General features: G+C 72.3%; 18 protein-coding genes and 7 tRNA genes. 15 read left to right on the forward strand and 10 right to left on the reverse strand.

From position 1 onward, the window contains the following. Window positions 1-259 precede the first annotated feature (259 nt). Window positions 260-1,492, forward strand: a complete 1,233-nt coding sequence (gene cobA, locus ACF09J_RS16255) for a uroporphyrinogen-III C-methyltransferase (RefSeq protein WP_392306066.1) — start codon at window positions 260-262, stop codon at window positions 1,490-1,492. Between the two features lie 40 nt (window positions 1,493-1,532). Next, window positions 1,533-2,351 carry a TrmH family RNA methyltransferase gene (locus ACF09J_RS16260; protein WP_392306067.1) on the forward strand — a complete coding sequence of 273 codons (819 nt, stop codon included), beginning with the start codon at window positions 1,533-1,535 and terminating at the stop codon, window positions 2,349-2,351. Between the two features lie 28 nt (window positions 2,352-2,379). Here the strand turns inward: ACF09J_RS16260 and ACF09J_RS16265 are convergent, their stop codons facing one another. Beyond that, window positions 2,380-3,732: a serine/threonine-protein kinase gene (locus ACF09J_RS16265; protein ID WP_392306068.1), complete on the reverse strand. Its 1,353-nt coding sequence runs from the start codon at window positions 3,730-3,732 to the stop codon at window positions 2,380-2,382. Between the two features lie 571 nt (window positions 3,733-4,303). On the opposite strand from ACF09J_RS16265, the gene ACF09J_RS16270 reads away from it, so the two are divergent. Next, window positions 4,304-4,498: a hypothetical protein gene (locus ACF09J_RS16270; protein ID WP_392306069.1), complete on the forward strand. Its 195-nt coding sequence runs from the start codon at window positions 4,304-4,306 to the stop codon at window positions 4,496-4,498. Between the two features lie 205 nt (window positions 4,499-4,703). On the opposite strand, the gene ACF09J_RS16275 is transcribed toward ACF09J_RS16270, so the two are convergent. The 5 genes from ACF09J_RS16275 to ACF09J_RS16295 all read right to left on the reverse strand — a co-directional run bounded on the left by ACF09J_RS16275 (window position 4,704) and on the right by ACF09J_RS16295 (window position 5,167). Continuing rightward, window positions 4,704-4,775: transfer RNA gene (locus ACF09J_RS16275), tRNA-Val, on the reverse strand. 37 nt (window positions 4,776-4,812) lie between these two features. After that, window positions 4,813-4,884, reverse strand: a tRNA-Val gene (locus tag ACF09J_RS16280). Window positions 4,885-4,909: 25 nt separating this feature from the next. Continuing rightward, window positions 4,910-4,981, reverse strand: a tRNA-Val gene (locus ACF09J_RS16285). Between the two features lies 1 nt (window position 4,982). After that, window positions 4,983-5,056 (reverse strand) — tRNA-Cys (locus ACF09J_RS16290). A 38-nt stretch (window positions 5,057-5,094) separates the two neighbouring features. Beyond that, a tRNA-Gly gene (locus tag ACF09J_RS16295) sits at window positions 5,095-5,167 on the reverse strand. A gap of 178 nt (window positions 5,168-5,345) precedes the next feature. Here ACF09J_RS16295 and ACF09J_RS16300 point away from each other — a divergent pair. The 3 genes from ACF09J_RS16300 to ACF09J_RS16310 all read left to right on the forward strand — a co-directional run bounded on the left by ACF09J_RS16300 (window position 5,346) and on the right by ACF09J_RS16310 (window position 8,209). After that, window positions 5,346-6,464 carry a chorismate-binding protein gene (locus ACF09J_RS16300; protein ID WP_392306070.1) on the forward strand — a complete coding sequence of 373 codons (1,119 nt, stop codon included), beginning with the start codon at window positions 5,346-5,348 and terminating at the stop codon, window positions 6,462-6,464. Between the two features lie 11 nt (window positions 6,465-6,475). Continuing rightward, window positions 6,476-7,297 carry an aminotransferase class IV gene (locus ACF09J_RS16305; RefSeq protein ID WP_392306071.1) on the forward strand — a complete coding sequence of 274 codons (822 nt, stop codon included), beginning with the start codon at window positions 6,476-6,478 and terminating at the stop codon, window positions 7,295-7,297. 87 nt (window positions 7,298-7,384) lie between these two features. Beyond that, window positions 7,385-8,209, forward strand: coding sequence for a GNAT family N-acetyltransferase (locus tag ACF09J_RS16310; protein WP_392306072.1), 825 nt, complete (start codon window positions 7,385-7,387; stop codon window positions 8,207-8,209). 48 nt (window positions 8,210-8,257) lie between these two features. On the opposite strand, the gene ACF09J_RS16315 is transcribed toward ACF09J_RS16310, so the two are convergent. Further along, window positions 8,258-8,788, reverse strand: coding sequence for a DsbA family protein (locus tag ACF09J_RS16315; protein WP_392306073.1), 531 nt, complete (start codon window positions 8,786-8,788; stop codon window positions 8,258-8,260). 190 nt (window positions 8,789-8,978) lie between these two features. Here ACF09J_RS16315 and ACF09J_RS16320 point away from each other — a divergent pair, with 190 nt between their 5' ends. Both ACF09J_RS16320 and ACF09J_RS16325 read left to right on the forward strand, forming a co-directional pair. Beyond that, window positions 8,979-9,431 (forward strand): hypothetical protein, encoded by a 453-nt coding sequence (locus ACF09J_RS16320; protein ID WP_392306074.1) that lies wholly within the window; start codon window positions 8,979-8,981, stop codon window positions 9,429-9,431. Between the two features lie 138 nt (window positions 9,432-9,569). Beyond that, complete coding sequence (locus ACF09J_RS16325) at window positions 9,570-9,722, forward strand: hypothetical protein (RefSeq protein WP_361412767.1); 153 nt, start codon at window positions 9,570-9,572, stop codon at window positions 9,720-9,722. Window positions 9,723-9,824: 102 nt separating this feature from the next. Here the strand turns inward: ACF09J_RS16325 and ACF09J_RS16330 are convergent, their stop codons facing one another. Together ACF09J_RS16330 and ACF09J_RS16335 are read right to left on the reverse strand one after the other, a co-directional pair. Continuing rightward, window positions 9,825-10,388, reverse strand: coding sequence for a CGNR zinc finger domain-containing protein (locus ACF09J_RS16330; protein ID WP_392306075.1), 564 nt, complete (start codon window positions 10,386-10,388; stop codon window positions 9,825-9,827). 226 nt (window positions 10,389-10,614) lie between these two features. Further along, window positions 10,615-11,028 carry an SsgA family sporulation/cell division regulator gene (locus ACF09J_RS16335; protein WP_004002642.1) on the reverse strand — a complete coding sequence of 138 codons (414 nt, stop codon included), beginning with the start codon at window positions 11,026-11,028 and terminating at the stop codon, window positions 10,615-10,617. A 192-nt stretch (window positions 11,029-11,220) separates the two neighbouring features. On the opposite strand from ACF09J_RS16335, the gene ACF09J_RS16340 reads away from it, so the two are divergent. From ACF09J_RS16340 to ACF09J_RS16355, 4 genes are all read left to right on the forward strand, one after another. Continuing rightward, a complete protein-coding gene (locus ACF09J_RS16340; protein WP_392306076.1) occupies window positions 11,221-11,685 on the forward strand; it encodes a TIGR02611 family protein in 465 nt (154 codons plus the stop codon). A 69-nt stretch (window positions 11,686-11,754) separates the two neighbouring features. Further along, window positions 11,755-11,826 (forward strand) — tRNA-Val (locus tag ACF09J_RS16345). Between the two features lie 330 nt (window positions 11,827-12,156). After that, window positions 12,157-12,603 (forward strand): SRPBCC family protein, encoded by a 447-nt coding sequence (locus tag ACF09J_RS16350; protein ID WP_392306077.1) that lies wholly within the window; start codon window positions 12,157-12,159, stop codon window positions 12,601-12,603. 39 nt (window positions 12,604-12,642) lie between these two features. After that, window positions 12,643-12,714: transfer RNA gene (locus ACF09J_RS16355), tRNA-Val, on the forward strand. A gap of 45 nt (window positions 12,715-12,759) precedes the next feature. Here ACF09J_RS16355 and ACF09J_RS16360 read toward each other — a convergent pair. Then, on the reverse strand, window positions 12,760-13,488 hold the full coding sequence (locus ACF09J_RS16360; protein WP_392306078.1) for a 3'-5' exonuclease: 729 nt from the start codon (window positions 13,486-13,488) through the stop codon (window positions 12,760-12,762). Window positions 13,489-13,672: 184 nt separating this feature from the next. On the opposite strand from ACF09J_RS16360, the gene ACF09J_RS16365 reads away from it, so the two are divergent. From ACF09J_RS16365 to thrS, 3 genes are all read left to right on the forward strand, one after another. Beyond that, entirely contained in the window at window positions 13,673-14,239 is a 567-nt protein-coding gene (locus ACF09J_RS16365; RefSeq protein ID WP_392306206.1) for a DUF4365 domain-containing protein, read from the forward strand. Then, complete coding sequence (locus ACF09J_RS16370; RefSeq protein WP_392306079.1) at window positions 14,236-15,477, forward strand: hypothetical protein; 1,242 nt, start codon at window positions 14,236-14,238, stop codon at window positions 15,475-15,477. Before ACF09J_RS16365 ends, ACF09J_RS16370 begins: the two co-directional genes overlap by 4 nt. 131 nt (window positions 15,478-15,608) lie before the next feature. Next, window positions 15,609-17,585, forward strand: a complete 1,977-nt coding sequence (gene thrS / locus ACF09J_RS16375) for a threonine--tRNA ligase (RefSeq protein WP_392306080.1) — start codon at window positions 15,609-15,611, stop codon at window positions 17,583-17,585. Window positions 17,586-17,674 lie beyond the last annotated feature (89 nt).

The raw sequence follows: 17,674 nt of genomic DNA on the forward strand, positions 1-17,674 counted from the left end.
CGTACGGCCGGTGCCCGGGCCGAGCCGTGGGCGGTGGGCATGGCCCGCACGCGGCCGCGCCGACGGTCGTGTCCACGGCCCGAACGCGGCCGGGCAGGCGGTCGCGCCCCCGGCCGGCACCGGACCAAGCCGCAGCCGCATCTGCGGCCCGTGCCCGGCCCTCCCGCCCAGCCACCGGACGTCCAGGTCACCGCATCCCCCGACCGCGTAAAATCCGCACGTCAGGGCTATCGCACCGCCGCCAAGAGGAGCTCGCCCCATGGCCGAACACCCCGCCTACCCCGTAGGCCTCCGCCTGACCGGACGCCGTGTGGTCGTCCTCGGCGGCGGGCAGGTCGCCCAGCGCCGCCTCCCGGCGCTCGTCGCGGCGGGCGCGGACATCGTCCTCGTCTCGCCCGAGGCGACCCCCTCCGTGGAGGCGATGGCGGACGCGGGCGAGATCACCTGGCAGCGGCGGCCCTACGCGGACGGCGACCTCGCCGAAGCCTGGTACGCCCTGATCGCCACCAGCGACCACGATGCCAACACACGCGCCTCGGCCGAGGCGGAGCGCCTGCGCGTGTGGTGCGTCCGCTCCGACGACGCCGACGCCGCGACCGCCTGGACCCCGGCCACCGGCCACAGCGAGGGCGTCACGGTCGCGGTGCTCACCACCAGCGCGCGCGGCCGCGACCCCCGGCACACCGCGGCCATCCGCGACGCGGTCGTGGAGGGCCTGCGCGACGGCACGCTGGTCGCCCCGCACCACCGCACCCGCACCCCCGGCGTCGCCCTGGTCGGCGGCGGCCCCGGCGACCCGGACCTGATCACGGTCCGCGGCCGCCGGCTGCTGGCCGAGGCCGACGTCGTCATAGCCGACCGGCTCGGCCCGCGCGACCTGCTCGCCGAACTCCCGCCGCACGTCGAGGTGATCGACGCGGCGAAGATCCCCTACGGCCGCTTCATGGCCCAGGAGGCGATCAACCAGGCCCTCGTCGAGCACGCCAAGCAGGGCAAGTCGGTGGTCCGGCTCAAGGGCGGCGACCCGTACGTGTTCGGCCGGGGCATGGAGGAGGTCCAGGCGCTCGCGGAGGCCGGCATTCCGTGCACGGTCGTCCCCGGCATCTCCAGCTCCATCTCGGTCCCGGGCGCTGCCGGCATCCCGGTCACCCACCGCGGGGTCGCCCACGAGTTCACCGTGGTCAGCGGGCACGTGGCACCCGGCGACGAGCGTTCCCTGGTGGACTGGCCGTCCCTGGCCGGGCTCACCGGCACGCTCGTCGTCCTGATGGGCGTCGACAAGATCGGCCGGATCGCCGAGACGCTCGTGGCCCACGGAAAGTCCCCCGACACCCCGGTCGCCCTGGTCCAGGAGGGCACGACGGCCGCCCAGCGCCGGGTGGACGCCACTCTCGCGACGGTCGCCGAGACCGTACGCGCGCAGGACGTCAGGCCGCCGGCCGTCATCGTCATCGGCGAGGTCGTCGCGGTGGGCCCGCGAACCGACTCGTGAACCCCGCCCGCACCGTCACCAGGACAAGGCAGTAGCACCCGTGGCCGAACTCATCACCGTCGAGGACCCCGACGACCCGCGTCTGCACGACTACACGGACCTCACCGACGTGGAACTGCGCCGCCGGCGCGAACCCGCCGAGGGCCTGTTCATCGCCGAGGGCGAGAAGGTCATCCGCCGAGCCCGGGAAGCCGGCTACGAGACGCGCTCGATGCTGCTGTCCGCGAAGTGGGTCGACGCGATGCGTGACGTCATCGACGAACTCACCGCGCCCGTCCACGTGGTGAGCCCGGAACTCGCCGAACGGGTCACCGGTTACCACGTCCACCGCGGCGCCCTCGCCTCCATGCAGCGCAAGCCGCTGCCCACCGCGCCCGATCTGCTGCGGACGGCCCGCCGGGTCGCGGTCATGGAGTCCGTCAACGACCACACCAACATCGGCGCCATCTTCCGGTCCGCCGCCGCCCTCGGCATGGACGCGGTCCTGCTCTCCCCGGACTGCGCCGACCCGCTCTACCGCCGCAGCGTGAAGGTCTCCATGGGCGCGGTCTTCTCGGTGCCCTACGCCCGCCTCGACACCTGGCCCGGCGGCCTGGAGCCGGTCCGCGCGGCAGGCTTCACCCTGCTCGCCCTCACCCCCGACGAGCGGGCCAAGACCCTCGACGAGGCCGCCCCGCACCGCATGGACCGAGTCGCCCTGATGCTCGGCGCCGAGGGCTCCGGCCTCACCCCCCGGGCTCTGAAGGCCGCCGACGAATGGGTCCGCATCCCCATGTCGCACAACGTCGACTCCCTCAACGTGGGAGCCGCGGCCGCGGTCGCCTTCTATGCGGTGGCGACGGCCCACCCCCGGCAGTGAGCCCCGCTGGACGAGCCGGGTCCCACCCCTAAGCCCGCCCCGGCGGCGGAGAATCCGCCGTCTGCGCGTGCGTGTGCCGCTGCTCCCGGCCCCCGTGGCCGTCGTCGCCCAGCCCCCGCGAGGGTCCCTGGCAGCCCTGTGCCGCCGCGATGCCCAGGGCGACCAGGAGCGTCACCACCACGAACACGATCAGACGCTGCCGCAGCAGCCGCGGGTTGGCGGGCCGCAGGCCGCCCGACGTGCCGCGCGGGCCCGTCCGCCCGGTGCCGTCGCGCCGCACCGGACGGCTGCCGGTGCCCGAGCGGGAACCGCCCCGCGACGGCGGCGTCGGGCGTGGACCGCTGCCCCGGGAACCGCCGCCCGTGCGGGACGAGGCACCGCCCCGCGACGGAGGGACGGGCGTGCCGGGGGAGGAGCCCGGCGGGCGCCGCCGCCCCCGCCCCTGCTCGGTGTGACCGGTTCGCTGCCGTCCCGGGTGGCTGTCGACCAGGGGACCGGTCGTCCGGTCCGCCTCCGCGGCCCGCGGCGCCGGCGCCCGCACCTCACCCAGGTCCTGAGCCTCGCGCGCGGCGATCTCCTTCAGGCGCAGCGACAACTGCAGCGTGCTGGGCCGTTCCTGGGGGTCCTTCGCCAGACACGCCCGTACCAGCGGAGCGAGCGCGTCCGGCACGCCGTGCAGCTGCGGCTCCTCGTGCACCACGCGGTACAGCATCACCTCGGAACTGCCGTGCCCGAACGGCGAGTCGCCCGTGGAGGCGTACGCGAGCGTCGCCCCCAGCGAGAACACGTCGGTGGCCGGAGTGACCGCCGCGCCGCGCACCTGCTCCGGGGCGAGGAAGCCCGGAGAGCCGACCGCGGTGCCCACGTGCGTGAGCGTGGAGGCACCGGTAGCCCACGCGATGCCGAAGTCGATGATCCGCGGCCCCTTGGGGGACAGCAGGATGTTCGAGGGCTTGAGGTCCCGGTGCACCACCCCGGCCTCGTGCACGGCGACGAGCCCCTCGGACAGCGCGGCCCCGACCGCAGCCGTCTCCGCCGCGCCCAGGGCGCCTTCTTCGGCCACCTTGTCGTGCAGGGAGGGCCCGGGCACGTACTGCGTGGCGAACCACGGCCGGTCCGCCTCCAGATCCGCGGCCACCAGCCGCGCCGTGCACCCGCCCCGGATCCGCCGCGCCGCCGAGACCTCCCGCGCGAACCGCGAGCGGAACTCCTGGTCCTCCGCCAGATCCGGCCGGATGACCTTCAGCGCCACACGCTGGCCCTTCCGGTCGGAGCCCAGGTAGACCACGCCCATCCCACCCGCGCCGAGCCGTCGGTGAAGCCTGAACGAGCCGACGACGCGCGGGTCCTCGCGCCTCAGGCGCATCATCGCCATGTTCATCCCCGCTGCCCGGTCCCTGTGACGAGCCACAGCTTACGTACCGGGGACGGCTCGCGCGCAGAGGCCGCGCCCTCTCGACCCGATCGATTGTCCGCGCGGGACATCGGATTTGACGGCCGGTCAACACGCCTGCGAAGGGCCCGCCTTGGGGCGTTCCAAGATCCTCAACCGCCCGCCGGCGGAAGGAGGTTGGACCGGTCCGGGGCGGCGGCGGGTGCGGGTGGCGGACGGGCCCCGCCACCGGGGGGAGCGGGCCCCGCACCGGGGCACGGCCGAGGTGAGCGAAGTCACGCACAGAAGGTCGGCTCGTCCGCCGGCCCCGTCGGGCCGGCGGCGACGCGGGCGACCCCCTCCGGGAAGACCCCGAGGCCCGGAGCCACGTCTCCACCCAGGGGAGTAGTCCCCAGCCGACGGCTCATCCTCCGGGAGGCCTCCCAATCGGTACGAGGGCATGACGTCCCGGATGAGCGGCGCACCTAGATTTGAGGTCAAGCGGCGGGTGCGGCACTCGTCCCCCGAGGTCAAGTACCCGCCGCTGCCAACGACAACCGAGACGGTCAGGAGAGGGACCATGGCCCTGACGGCACCGCGGACACTGCTCCGCACCCAGGAGCGCCTCGCGCGCCACCGCCGTACGGGCCGCCGCCACCCCCTGGTGGCGACGCTGATGGCCCTTCCCCTGGCGGCCCTGCTCCTGCTCGTCTTCGACGGCTGGAACACAGTGGCCACACAGGCGTCGTCCGTGGGTGTGATGCTGGGGCGCTGAGCGGCGACCCCAGGCCCGGAAGAGCGGTCCGGGCGGGGACATCGCACCCATGAAACCCCGTGGGGACGGGGGTGCGGCGGACGGCAGAATGCCGGCGCAGCTGGGGAGCTGCGCCGGCATTGTTCTGTGCCCGGGCGGCCCTGCCGCCGGCGTCCGGAACGACGAAGCCCCCGGCCGTACGCGACGGCCGGGGGCTTCCGGTGTGTGGACGATACTGGGATTGAACCAGTGACCTCTTCCGTGTCAGGGAAGCGCTCTCCCGCTGAGCTAATCGTCCTCGGGACAAAGATCGTGGATGGGGACCACGGACCCTGTGCGCGATACTGGGATTGAACCAGTGACCTCTTCCGTGTCAGGGAAGCGCTCTCCCGCTGAGCTAATCGCGCGGGTAAGGATCTTCGGCAGATCCAGTGGACGATACTGGGATTGAACCAGTGACCTCTTCCGTGTCAGGGAAGCGCTCTCCCGCTGAGCTAATCGTCCTTGGAGGTGGAGACGGGATTTGAACCCGTGTAGACGGCTTTGCAGGCCGTTGCCTCGCCTCTCGGCCACTCCACCAGGAGTACGGGGGACCCGGGAGGCCCCCTCTTCCTTCGAGCGGACGACGAGGCTCGAACTCGCGACCTCAACCTTGGCAAGGTTGCGCTCTACCAACTGAGCTACGTCCGCCTGTCGTTTCGTTCCGCTTGCGCGGCCCGGCGACGTGTTGAACTCTAGCGGATTCCCGGGCCAGCACAAAAACGCGTTTGCGCAGCGTGCTGCGCTGCGTCCGCCCGGCGACCCGGTCGGGTGCCCGGACCGACACGCCCGGACGGCCCGGAGCGGCGCCCGCCATAGACTCGACGACGTGCTCGACCTGCCACCTCTTGCCCGTTTCGGCGACCGTGTCGCCACCGGCCTGACCGATGTCACCAGCGATCCCGCGGCCCTGGACTCCAGCGGTTTCTGGGCCGTCGCCGCGGACTACGAGGGCCGGCTGACCTGCGCCCGCTTCCGCGACGTGCGGGAGGAGCCCGTACCCGCCCCCGTCCCGGGCCGGTGGCGCGGCCCGGCGGCCGGTGACTGGACCTCTTCCCTCGACCGCGCCGCGTACACGGCGGGCGTGCGCCGCATCCGCGAGCACATCGCGACCGGCGAGGTCTACCAGGTGAACCTCTGCCGCGTCCTCGGCGCGCCGGTCGCCCCCGACGCCGACGTGGACGCCCTGACCGCCGTACTGGCCCGCGGCAACCCGGCCCCGTACGCGGGAACGATTCGTCTGCCCGGGCACGGGGTGGAGATCGCCACCGCGTCCCCCGAGCTGTTCCTGCGCCGCGACGGCCGGACGGTCGAGTCCGGCCCGATCAAGGGCACCGCCCGCACCGAGGCGGAACTCCTGGCCAAGGACTACGCCGAGAACGTGATGATCGTGGACCTGGTCCGCAACGACATCGGGCGCGTGTGCGCCACCGGCAGCGTCACCGTCCCCGACCTGTGCGTCGTCGAGAAGCACCCCGGACTGGTCCACCTGGTCTCCACGGTCCGCGGCGAGCTGTGCGACGGCGCGGGCTGGCCCGAGCTGCTCGACGCCGCCTTCCCGGCCGGTTCGATCACCGGGGCCCCCAAGTCGAGCGCCCTGCGGATCATCGACGCCCTGGAGACGGCCCCTCGCGGACCCTACTGCGGCGGCCTCGGCTGGGTCGACGCCGACCGCGGGACGGGCGAGCTGGCCGTCGGTATACGCACCTTCTGGATCGACCGCGCCGCCGGCACGCCCGTCCTGCGTTTCGGCGCCGGCGCCGGGATCACCTGGGACTCCGACCCCGAGGGCGAGTGGCGGGAGACCGAGCTGAAGGCGGCCAGGCTGCTCGCGGTAGCGTCGGGCACGTACGAGGAAAGTGGAGAGGGACTGCAACAGTGCTGTGCCTGCCCGGGGGACGACCCCCGGACCCCCGGCCGACACGATGCACCGGGCAGGGACTTGTGAGGTAGGGACCAGTGAAGCTTTGGCTCGACGGCGCGCTGCGGGACATCGAGTCCGCCCGTGTCTCCGCGTTCGACCACGGACTGACCGTGGGCGACGGCATCTTCGAGACGGTGAAGGCGGTCGACGGAAGGCCGTTCGCGCTCACCCGGCACCTGGACCGGCTCACCCGGTCCGCCCACGGCCTCGGCCTGCCCGACCCCGACCACGACGAGGTGCGCCGCGCCTGCGCCGCCGTGCTCGAGGCCAACCCGATGCCGCTGGGCCGGCTGCGCATCACCTACACCGGAGGCCGGGGGCCCCTCGGCTCCGACCGCGGCGACCAGGGCCCGACCCTGCTGGTCGCCCTCGGCGAGACCGGGCGGCGCCCCGACTCCACCGCCGTCGTCACGGTCCCCTGGACCCGCAACGAGCGCGGCGCGCTCACCGGCCTGAAGACCACCTCGTACGCCGAGAACGTCGTCGCGCTCGCCCGCGCCCACCAACACGGCGCCACCGAGGCCCTGTTCGGCAACACCGTCGGACGGCTCTGCGAGGGCACCGGCTCCAACGTCTTCGTCGTCCTCGACGGGGAGATCCACACCCCGCCGCTCGCCTCCGGCTGCCTCGCCGGGATCACACGCGCCCTCACGATCGAGTGGACGGGCGCGAAGGAGACCGACCTGCCGCTGGACGTCCTGAGCCGCGCCGAGGAGGTCTTCCTCACCTCCACCCTGCGCGACATCCAGGCCGTGCACCGCGTCGACGACCGCGAACTGCCGGGCGCCCCGGGCCCGGTGACCGCCAAGGCCATGCGGATCTTCGACGAACGCGCGTCCCACCGCCTGGACCCGTAGGCACGGACCTCCTGCGACGCGGCGCCCGGACCCGGAGACGGGACCCGATCGGCGCCGCACCGCGTCGCAGCGGGTAGAACAATCCTGATGACCACGACCCTGCGGCCGACCGAGCCGCTGCAGCAGAACGCCGACGGCACCCGTTCACGCCGCTACCAGGTGTGCGTGAACAGCCGCCCGGTCGGCGCGATACACCTCGCCACGCATCCCGTCTTCGGCCCCTTGGTCGCCAGGGTCCTCGGCCTGCACATCGACGAACCGGACCGGGGCCGGGGCCGGGGCACGGTCGCCGCGCTCGCCGCCGAGGAGGTGGCGCGCGGCTGGGGCTGCAAGCGGATCGAGGCCTCCGTGCCCGCCGACGCCGAGGCCGCCGTCCGGCTGGCCACGGCGCTCGGCTACGTGGAACGCAACCGCGGCATGGAGAAGCAACTCGCCGCCACCGCCCCCGAACTGCCCGCCGGCAGCCGGGGCAGGTCCATGACTCCGGCCGAGTACGGACCCTGGCTCGAACATGGCAAGGCCGCCTACGCGCGGAGCTGGATCGACCGCGGAGTGCCCGACGGTGAGGCATGGGCCAAGTCGGACGACGACCACGCCAGGCTGCTGCCCCAGGGCCCCGACACCCCGGGCATGCTGCTCAGCGTCCTGGAGCACGAGGGCACCCCGGTCGGCACCCTGTGGGTGGCGGTCACCGAGGAGCGGGCCTTCGTCTACGACGTCGAGGCCGACGAGCGCTTCCGCGGCCGGGGCCACGGCCGCTCCCTGATGCTGCTGGCCGAGGCCCAGGCACTGGCCGCCGGCCGACGCGTCCTGGGCCTCAACGTCTTCGCGGGCAACACCCCGGCCGAGCGGCTGTACGAGTCTCTCGGCTACCGGCCCGTGGTGCGCGCCGTCTACAAGGAACTGCTCTGAGAAACCGCTTCGGCGTCCCGTGAGAGCGACGGGAGAGGGCCGGGCCGGTCAGTTCACCTGCCCGGTCCCGGCCAGCAGCCGGTCCACGATCTCCTCGATGCGCTCGCGCAGCCCCTCCTGGCTCTTGCCGCCGTCCAGGCGCTCGCCCCCGACCACGTACGTCGGCGTGCCGGTCACGCCGATCGCCTTGCCCTCGGCCTGGTCGGCGTCGACGATCAGGATGTGCCGGCCGTCGATCAGCGCGGTGTCGAACTCCTCGGCGTCCAGGCCCAGTTCACGGGCCACCTCGATCAGGACGGGCTCGCCCTCGCGGGCCAGCCGTTCTGTCCGCTCCAGCACCGCCTCCACGTACGGCCAGCCCTGCCCCTGCTCGGCGGCCTCCTCCGCGGCCTGCGCGGCGGCGAAGGAGTGCTGGTGCTTCTCCAGCGGGAAGTGCCGCAGCCGCAGCTCCAGCCGGTCCCCGTACCGGGCGCGCAGGGCACGCAGGTCGTCGAGCGCGGTACGGCAGTCGGGGCACTGCAGCTCGCACCAGACGTCGAGAGCCGGGACGGGGGCGTGCGCGGGGGAGGAGTCGCTCATGGGGACAGTCTTCCAGGCCCGTCGCGGGCGGCCCAACCGGGATCACACGTCGTACGCCCACCGGGACCTGCGGAGGAGGCGACCCGGAGATCTCCCTGAAGTCCGCCCGGAGCATGGCCTCGCCCGCGGTGGGCGGTGCAGGATGGAAGGGACGAACCACCCCGACCGGTGAGCCCGCCTGGAGGACCGGATGATCGCCGAGACCGTATGCTCCGCCGTTTCCGCGGCCGGCCTGGGCATCGCCGCCGTCACGGCCTACCGCCGGCGTTTCCTCGCCGCGGCCCGTATCGCCGCCTACTCCCTGGTCCCGGTCGCCCTGGCGATGACCGGCGTCGTCGGCTGGCTCGCCGACACCGCCTTCAGCCCGACCGCCTGGGCGGGCTTCGGGCTGCTCGGCGCCGCCTGGCTGCTCTTCGCGTCGACCCGGGCGGTGGAGCGCCGCCGCGGCGGCACGCGCAAGGAGCGCAAGGAGGCGGCCCGGGCGGCGGAGCACGGAGCGGTGGCCCCGGCGGCGTCGGCGCCCTCCCTGGGACCGGGACAGGCCGTCCGTCCGTCCGGCCGGGCCGCCGCGAAGCCGGCGTCGTCCGGGAGCGACGACGACTTCAGCGACATCGAGGCCATCCTGAAGAAGCACGGCATATGACGGTGATCATGGGTGCGCCCGCAAGTGATCACGGTCGGCGCCGAAGCGGACCTAAGATCACGGAATCCGGCTGACTCCCGCACATTCCTGGTGTGTTGATCGCGTCCCCCGCCGCGGCTGCGTCATCATCGCCCCGAGATGGTGGACACGACACAGAGCGAGTCCGCGCCCCCTCAGGACGAGCCGCGCGGATGTCTCTTCGCCCTTTCCCAGCCGCCGCTGATGATCTTCCTTGCGGTGATCGGGTGTCTGCTGCTCATGGCTTCGTTGCACGACCTGCTGTTGCTGTGAGCCGTACGCGTGGGTCCTCGGCGCCACCCGCCGGGGACCACGACAACCATCGACGCGCCCGTGGCCGCCGGCCCCGGACCGGTCCGTCACCCGGCGCCGCGCTCAGCCGGCCGCCTCCTTGCGGCGCGCCCGGTAGGCGGCCACATGCAGCCGGTTCCCGCACGTACGGCTGTCGCAGTACCGCCGCGAGCGGTTGCGGGACAGATCGACGAAGGCACGCCGGCAGTCGGGAGCCTCGCAGCGCCGCAGCCGCTCCCGCTCCCCGGCCACCACGAAGAACGCCAGCGCCATCCCGCAGTCGGCGGCCAGGTGGTCGGCCACGGAGGCGCCGGGCGCGAAGTAGTGGACGTGCCAGTCGTACCCGTCGTGGTCCGTCAGCCGGGGCGTGGTGCCCGCGGCGGCCACCAGCTCGTTGATCATGCCCGCCGCCGTCCGGCAGTCCGGGGCCGCGAAGATCCCCGCGAACCGGCCGCGGATCCTGCGCACCGCGGAGAGATCGAACTCCGACAGGACACCCACATCGCTCATCTTGTGGTTGCGGACGAAATCCTCGAGCGCCGAGACGTCCGCCAGCCCGTCGTCCGGTGCCGCGTCGTCCTCCGGTGCGGTGTTCACCAGATCCACCACGGTGTCCAGCGCGCACCGGGTGTCGTGGGTGATCAGCACATCTCGCTCCCTGGCCTGGGGATCGGGCACACGCCCGCCGATGCAGGCCGATGGTAGTGGCTCCGCGCGTCCCCGAGCAGCGCGCGGCTTGGCGGCGGCCATGCGCGCACACCGGCACCAGCCCCCGCGGGAGACCGGTACCGGTGTGTTCGCGTATGCGGTTGTCCTGGCCCGAGCCGTCTCCCCGAGTGGACGGCAACGGGCAGCTTGAAGGGCCTCGACGGGCCTAACTCTCCGCGAGGATGTGTGACAGCTCCTGATCCAGATCGAAGTGCCGGTGTTCCGTGCCGGGGGGCACGGCCGCGTCCGTTCGCTTCAGGAAGGACTCCAGGGCCCGCGCCGGGGCCTCGAGCAGGGCCTCGCCCTCCGGAGAACTCAGGGCGATGCACACGACGCCCTGGCCATGGCTGCGCGACGGCCAGACACGGACGTCTCCGGTGCCCGTGGGCCGGTGAAGACCCTCGGCGAGGAGGTCGCGGGCGAACACCCACTCGACGGTCTCCTCGGCTCCGGTGTGGAAGGTGGCGTGCACGGCGTAGGGATCGGCCGTGTCGTACCGCAGGCCTGCGGGGACAGGCAGAGAGGACTCGCTCGATACAACGAGGCGCAGGTGCAGCTCGCAGCTGACCGTGGTGTTCATAAGCGCCAGGGCCTTTCGCTCAGTGTGCGCTCGGGGATTCGCACGTCGGCGAAATCGACATGCCACCTACGGTGCCGTTGTAAACCCCTCTGAGTGTTTTGCTTGGCTTTACGTAACTCTTCCGGCCGATGGTGTCTTCGTACGGTACGCCCATTGCGGTGACCGGATTCCCGTCCGGTACGGTGGCAGCGTATGAATACGGGGAGTGACGAACCGGACCGACCGGACGAGGCGTCGGAACGAGCGAACGCCGAGGCGGACGCGGATGAGGCGCGGGACCGGCGGGGGCTGGGCTCGCGGGCTCCGGCGTTCGTCCGGTCACACCGCGTGCTGCACCGGGGCTGGCAGGCCGGGATCTTCGTCGCCGGGCTCCTGGTGGTGATCGCCGGGATCGTCATGCTCGCGCTGCCCGGACCGGGCTGGCTGGTGATCTTCGGCGGCATGGCGATCTGGGCCACCGAGTTCGTCTGGGCCCAGCTCGTGCTGCGCTGGACCAAGCGCAAGGTCACCGCGGCGGCCCAGCAGGCCCTCGACCCCCGGGTGCGCCGGCGCAACATCGCGCTGACCGTGATCGGCCTGCTGATCGTCGCCGCGCTGGCCGGGGTGTACCTCTGGAGGTTCGGCCCGGTGCCGCCCTGGAGGGCCGTCGGCCGCTGAGCGCGGCGGGCGCTCGCCGGACCTCGGTCCCGGGCACCCCTGACATGCGGTAATGTTCTCCCTGTGCCCGGGCGATTAGCTCAGTGGGAGAGCGCTTCGTTCACACCGAAGAGGTCACTGGTTCGAACCCAGTATCGCCCACCCGGAACGGCGGCCCGTCTGCGATCACGCGGACGGGCCGCCGTTCGTATGCGCGTGCGGCAGTCGAGGGCGCGGTGACGATCCGTTACCTGAGAACGGAGCGCCGGTGAACGCGCGGGAGAAGTCGACCGGATGATCCGGTTCTTCCCGATGAAGTATTCGAGGATCAAGGAGAAGGCCGACTTCCGTGACCGTGTCCCATTCCGGGAGAAGTTCGGGAAGCGGCCTTCGGTGAAAATCCACGGACCTATTTCCAAAACGCCGTCACCTTTCTTCACGGGCACGGAAGGAGAGATCCCGAGCGGTCGGCGTTCACGTCACACTCGTCCCATGGACTGGACCCACTACCGCTTCCGCACCCGGTGGACCCTGCCCGCGCCGCCCGATGCCGTCTACCGGGCACTGGAGCGGATCGAGGACTACCCGGGATGGTGGCGGCAGGTGCGCGAGGTGACCCGGACCGGCCCGACGACCGGCGTCGTCCGGATCCGCTCCCTGCTGCCCTACGACCTGACCTTCACCGCGCGCGAGGTGCGCCGCGATCCGGCCGCCGGAGTCCTGGAGGCCGTGCTCGCCGGGGACGTCGACGGCTGGGCACGCTGGACGCTCACCGCGCACGGCACCGGCACCCGCGCCCTCTACGAACAGGTCGTCGACGTGCGCAAACCGCTGCTCAGGCGGTTCGCCGTACCCGGCCGGCCCGTCTTCCGCGCCAACCACCGGCTGATGATGCGGGCCGGACGGCGCGGACTGGCCGCCCGCCTGGAAGCGGTTTGAACGAACGCCCCGCGGGCCTGTATGGTTCAGTGCGTTCCCGGGCGATTAGCTCAGTGGGAGAGCGCTTCGTTCACACCGAAGAGGTCACTGGTTCGAACCCAGTATCGCCCACCGGGTGAGGCCGGTCCGCACAGGCGGACCGGCCTTTTCTCATCCTCAGGCGGCCGCCGCCGGCAGCTCCGGACGCAGCGGCCACGACTGGTCCACCGTCTCCTCCGTCCCGCTGCGCGCGAACCACGCCTGCAGACCGCGTGCCTGCGCGGCGTGCCAGCCCGTCTGCAGCGTGTGCAGTTCCGCCGGGGTCAGCCGTTCGAGACGGGCCGCGAAGCGGCGGCCCAGCGCGCGGACCACCTCCAGCGCGGCCAGCGCGTCCGCCGCCGCGTCGTGCGCGTCCTGCAGGGCCACTTCGTAGTGCGCGCACAGGTCGGTGAGCGTGCGCCTGCCCTTGCGGTAGCGGTCGAGATGCTTGTCCAGCACCCGCGGATCCAGCACCCGCAGCGGCGTCGCCTCGAACCAGCGCTCCAGCGACGAGGCCCGGTGGCGGCGCAACTCCCGGTCCAGCAGCGTCAGATCGAACGGCGCGTTCATCACCACCAGCGGTCGCCCCAGAGCGGCCTGCTTGGCCAGCTCCTCGGCCATCTCGTACATCACCGGCGCCGGCCAGCGCCCGTTGCGCCGCAGATGCTCATCGGTCAGCCCGTGCACCGCCGTCGCCGCCTCCGGCACCGGCACGCCCGGGTTCACCAGCCAGCGGTGCACCCGGGGCCGGAAGGCCGGACCGTCCTGGACGACGAGGGCGGCCGACACGATGCGGTCGGTCTCGACGTCGACGCCCGTCGTCTCCGTGTCGAAGGCGGCCAGAGGCCCCTCGTACCAGCACGTCATAGGCCCTCAACTCCTCGGCTCACGAGGGCAGCTGACGCATCGTCTCCCGCGTTCGCCTTCTGCCCGTTTGGTGATACCCGGGCTGTTTGCGCCGTACGCCGGAAGGAGACAACAGGAGTGCGGGTCTTTGCAGTTCACGGGCCCGCAGCGGGGATACACCAAGCACGGAAGGCTGTTGGTCGTCATGGTGATGGCACAGCCCGAGCGGGGCGGGCTGCTGCCCGAGCGCGCGAGCGCCCCACGGGGCACACTCGCCACCACCGCCTGCATGGAGACACTCCAGGTGGGCTATCTGCACGCGGTCGCCGCGGCGGCCGGCTGCTCGCTGTCGCAGCCCTTTCCCGACAACGGCATCGACTGGCACGTCAGCCACAGCGCCCCCGGACACACCGTCGACGACGAGGTGACCATCAAGGTGCAGCTGAAGTGCACCTACCAGATTCCGCCCAACCCCCCGGGCCGGTACTTCTCCTTCACGCTCGACAACGCCCACCTGGCGAAGCTCGCCCGCACCCCGGTCTCGGTGCACAAGATCCTCGTCGTGATGATCGTGCCCCGGTCGCAGGACCAGTGGCTGCGCGCCGGCCACGACCGGCTCGACCTCAGACACTGCTGCTACTGGGTCAACCTCGCCGGCCACCCCCTCACCGGCCGGCACCGCACCACCGTGCGGATCCCGACCTCGCGCATCTTCGACGACCGGGCCCTGTGCGAGATCATGACGCGGGTCGGGACGGGAGGCAGACCATGACGCACCGCCCCCTCGACGAGCCGCTGCGGCCAGTGCGGCCGCACCCCGGCGACGCCCGACGCAGCCGTCTCCCGGCACCCTCCGACGTCGACCCCGCCGTCCTCGGGGCCCTGCTGCACCGGCACGGCTGGCAGCGGCGCGGCGGCGCCGCCGGCCGCTACGGCCGCTGGACCCCGCCGGGCCCGGGCGGCACGGGCACCAGCCTGCTGGTGCCGGAGAGCCGCGCCTTCCCCGACAGCGACGACCTGCTCGGCGAGGCGCTCGACGCCCTCGCCCGCAGCCGCACGACCTCCGCGCGCGAGGTACTGATCGCCCTCACCCTGCCGAGCGACGAGATCCGCTGGTGGCGGGACGTGCCCGAAGGCCCGGCCGAGGCCGCCGGCTGGACCGCCGAGGAACGGCTGCGCGGGGCCGCCCGGCAGATGCTGCTCGCCGCCGCGCTCGCCACACGGGCGCGTGCCGGCTACCACGGCGCCCGCCACCGGCGCTCGGCCGCCGCCGCCGTGGACCACGTCCTCGTCGGCTCCGCCGACGGCCGCGGCCTGACCGCCTTCGTCCCCGTCGACCCCGGCCGGCCCCTCGCCGTCCGCCTCCACCAGGCCCTGTACGCCGTCCGCGAGGCCGTCGACTACCGGCGGGCCACCGGCGCCATGGACGCCTTCGACGGCGCCGTCCGCGCGGGCGCCAGCCGTGAACTCACCGAGGCCGTCGTCGCCCTCGTCCGCGGCACCGAGGGCGCGCGCGTCGCCGTCGAATGGGCGCCCGCCGCGGGCGTCCCCGAGGACTGCGCGGCCGCCGCCGAGGCCGTCGAGTTCTCACCCGGCGACCTGCCCGTGCTGCGCGAGGCCGGTGCCCGCTATCTGCACACGGAACCGTCGGTGCCCGCCCGGATCACCGGCACCGTGGTGCGGATGCGCAGGGCGCACCCGCGCGGCGAGGGCACGGTACGGCTGCGGGTGCTCGCGGGCGCCGAAGTGCCGTACGTGCGCGTGACCCTGGACGAGGAGGACTACCGCATCGCCGGACATGCCCACCTCGTAGGACTGCCCGTGCGGGTGCTCGGGCGGCTGGAGAGCCGCGGCGGTTTCCGGCGGCTCACCGGCGCCTGCGGCGTCGTGCCCGTGGAGGTGGACGACGAGGAGCGGGACCGGCTGCTGAAGTCGTTGCGGGAGAACGCCGAGAACGCCGAGGACACGGACTGCTTCGAGGAGGCGTGCGGCGGGGACGACCGCGACTGACGGCCACGAGCGCGACCGATCGAGGACCGTGCGTAATCGTTTCGCGGTAGAAGGCCCGGGGTCGGTACGATCCCAGTCATGCGCGCGCTCCAGGTATGGCGCCGCACCCCACCTGCAGTCAGGAGAGACCGGTGTCAGACGTCCGTGTGATCATCCAACGCGATTCCGAGCGGGAAGAGCGCACGGTGACGACGGGCACCACGGCCGCCGACCTCTTCGCCGGCGAGCGCTCGATCGTCGCCGCACGCGTCGGCGGCGAGCTCAAGGACCTCGCGTACGAGGTCGAGGACGGCGAGACCGTCGAGGGCGTCGAGATCTCCTCCGAGGACGGCCTCAACATCCTGCGCCACTCCACCGCTCACGTCATGGCGCAGGCCGTGCAGGAGCTCTTCCCCGAGGCCAAGCTGGGCATCGGCCCGCCGGTCAAGGACGGCTTCTACTACGACTTCGACGTCGAGAAGCCCTTCCACCCCGATGACCTCAAGGCCATCGAGAAGAAGATGCAGGAGATCCAGAAGCGGGGCCAGAAGTTCTCCCGCCGTGTCGTCACCGACGAGGCCGCCCGCGAGGAGCTGGCCGACGAGCCGTACAAGCTGGAGCTGATCGGCCTCAAGGGCTCCGCGTCGCACGACGACGGAGCGGACGTCGAGGTCGGCGCCGGTGAGCTGACGATCTACGACAACCTGGACGCCAAGACCGGCGAGCTGTGCTGGAAGGACCTCTGCCGCGGTCCCCACCTGCCCTCCACCCGGCTGATCCCCGCGTTCAAGCTGATGCGCAACGCCTCGGCGTACTGGCGCGGCAACGAGAAGAACAAGCAGCTCCAGCGCATCTACGGCACCGCCTGGCCGTCCAAGGACGAGCTGAAGGCGTACCTCGAATTCCTCGCCGAGGCCGAGAAGCGCGACCACCGCAAGCTGGGCAGCGAGCTGGACCTGTTCTCCATCCCCGAGCAGATCGGCTCCGGCCTCGCGGTCTTCCACCCCAAGGGCGGCATCATCCGCCGGGTGATGGAGGACTACTCGCGCCGCCGGCACGAGGAGGAGGGCTACGAGTTCGTCTACACCCCGCACGCGACCAAGGGGAAGCTCTTCGAGACCTCGGGCCACCTGGACTGGTACGCCGACGGCATGTACCCGCCCATGCAGCTCGACGAGGGCGTGGACTACTACCTCAAGCCCATGAACTGCCCGATGCACAACCTGATCTTCGACGCCCGCGGCCGGTCGTACCGTGAACTGCCGCTGCGGCTCTTCGAGTTCGGGACCGTGTACCGGTACGAGAAGTCGGGTGTGGTGCACGGCCTGACCCGTGCCCGCGGCTTCACCCAGGACGACGCGCACATCTACTGCACCCGCGAGCAGATGGCGGACGAGCTCGACAAGACGCTCACCTTCGTGCTGAACCTGCTGCGTGACTACGGCCTGACCGACTTCTACCTGGAGCTTTCCACCAAGGACCCGGAGAAGTACGTCGGCTCGGACGAGGTCTGGGAGGAGGCCACCGAGACCCTGCGCCAGGTCGGCGAGAAGCAGGGCCTCCAGCTCGTCCCGGACCCGGGCGGCGCGGCGTTCTACGGCCCGAAGATCTCCGTCCAGGTCAAGGACGCCATCGGCCGGACCTGGCAGATGTCGACGGTCCAGCTCGACTTCAACCTGCCCGAGCGCTTCGACCTGGAGTACACGGCCGCGGACGGCTCCAAGCAGCGCCCGGTCATGATCCACCGCGCGCTGTTCGGCAGCATCGAGCGGTTCTTCGCGGTGCTCCTCGAGCACTACGCGGGCGCGTTCCCGGCGTGGCTGGCGCCGGTGCAGGCGGTCGGCATCCCGGTGGGCGACGCCCACGTGGAGTACCTCCAGAAGTTCGCCGCGGACGCGAAGAGCAAGGGCCTGCGGGTCGAGGTGGACTCCTCGTCGGACCGCATGCAGAAGAAGATCCGGACGGCGCAGAAGCAGAAGGTGCCGTTCATGATCATCGTCGGCGACGACGACATGAACGCGGGCACGGTGTCGTTCCGCTACCGCGACGGCTCGCAGGAGAACGGCATCCCGCGTGACGAGGCGCTGGCGAAGCTCCTCGACGTGGTGGAGCGCCGCGTGCAGGTGTGACGCGGACGCCGGCGACATGGGCCGTCAGGCCCCCGGGGTAGCCCCGGGGGCCTTTGCCTGCCCGCAGGTCGCACGCCATATGCTGCACG

The sequence above is a fragment of the Streptomyces sp. NPDC014889 genome, from assembly GCF_043081205.1.
In the GTDB taxonomy this organism is placed as follows: domain Bacteria; phylum Actinomycetota; class Actinomycetes; order Streptomycetales; family Streptomycetaceae; genus Streptomyces.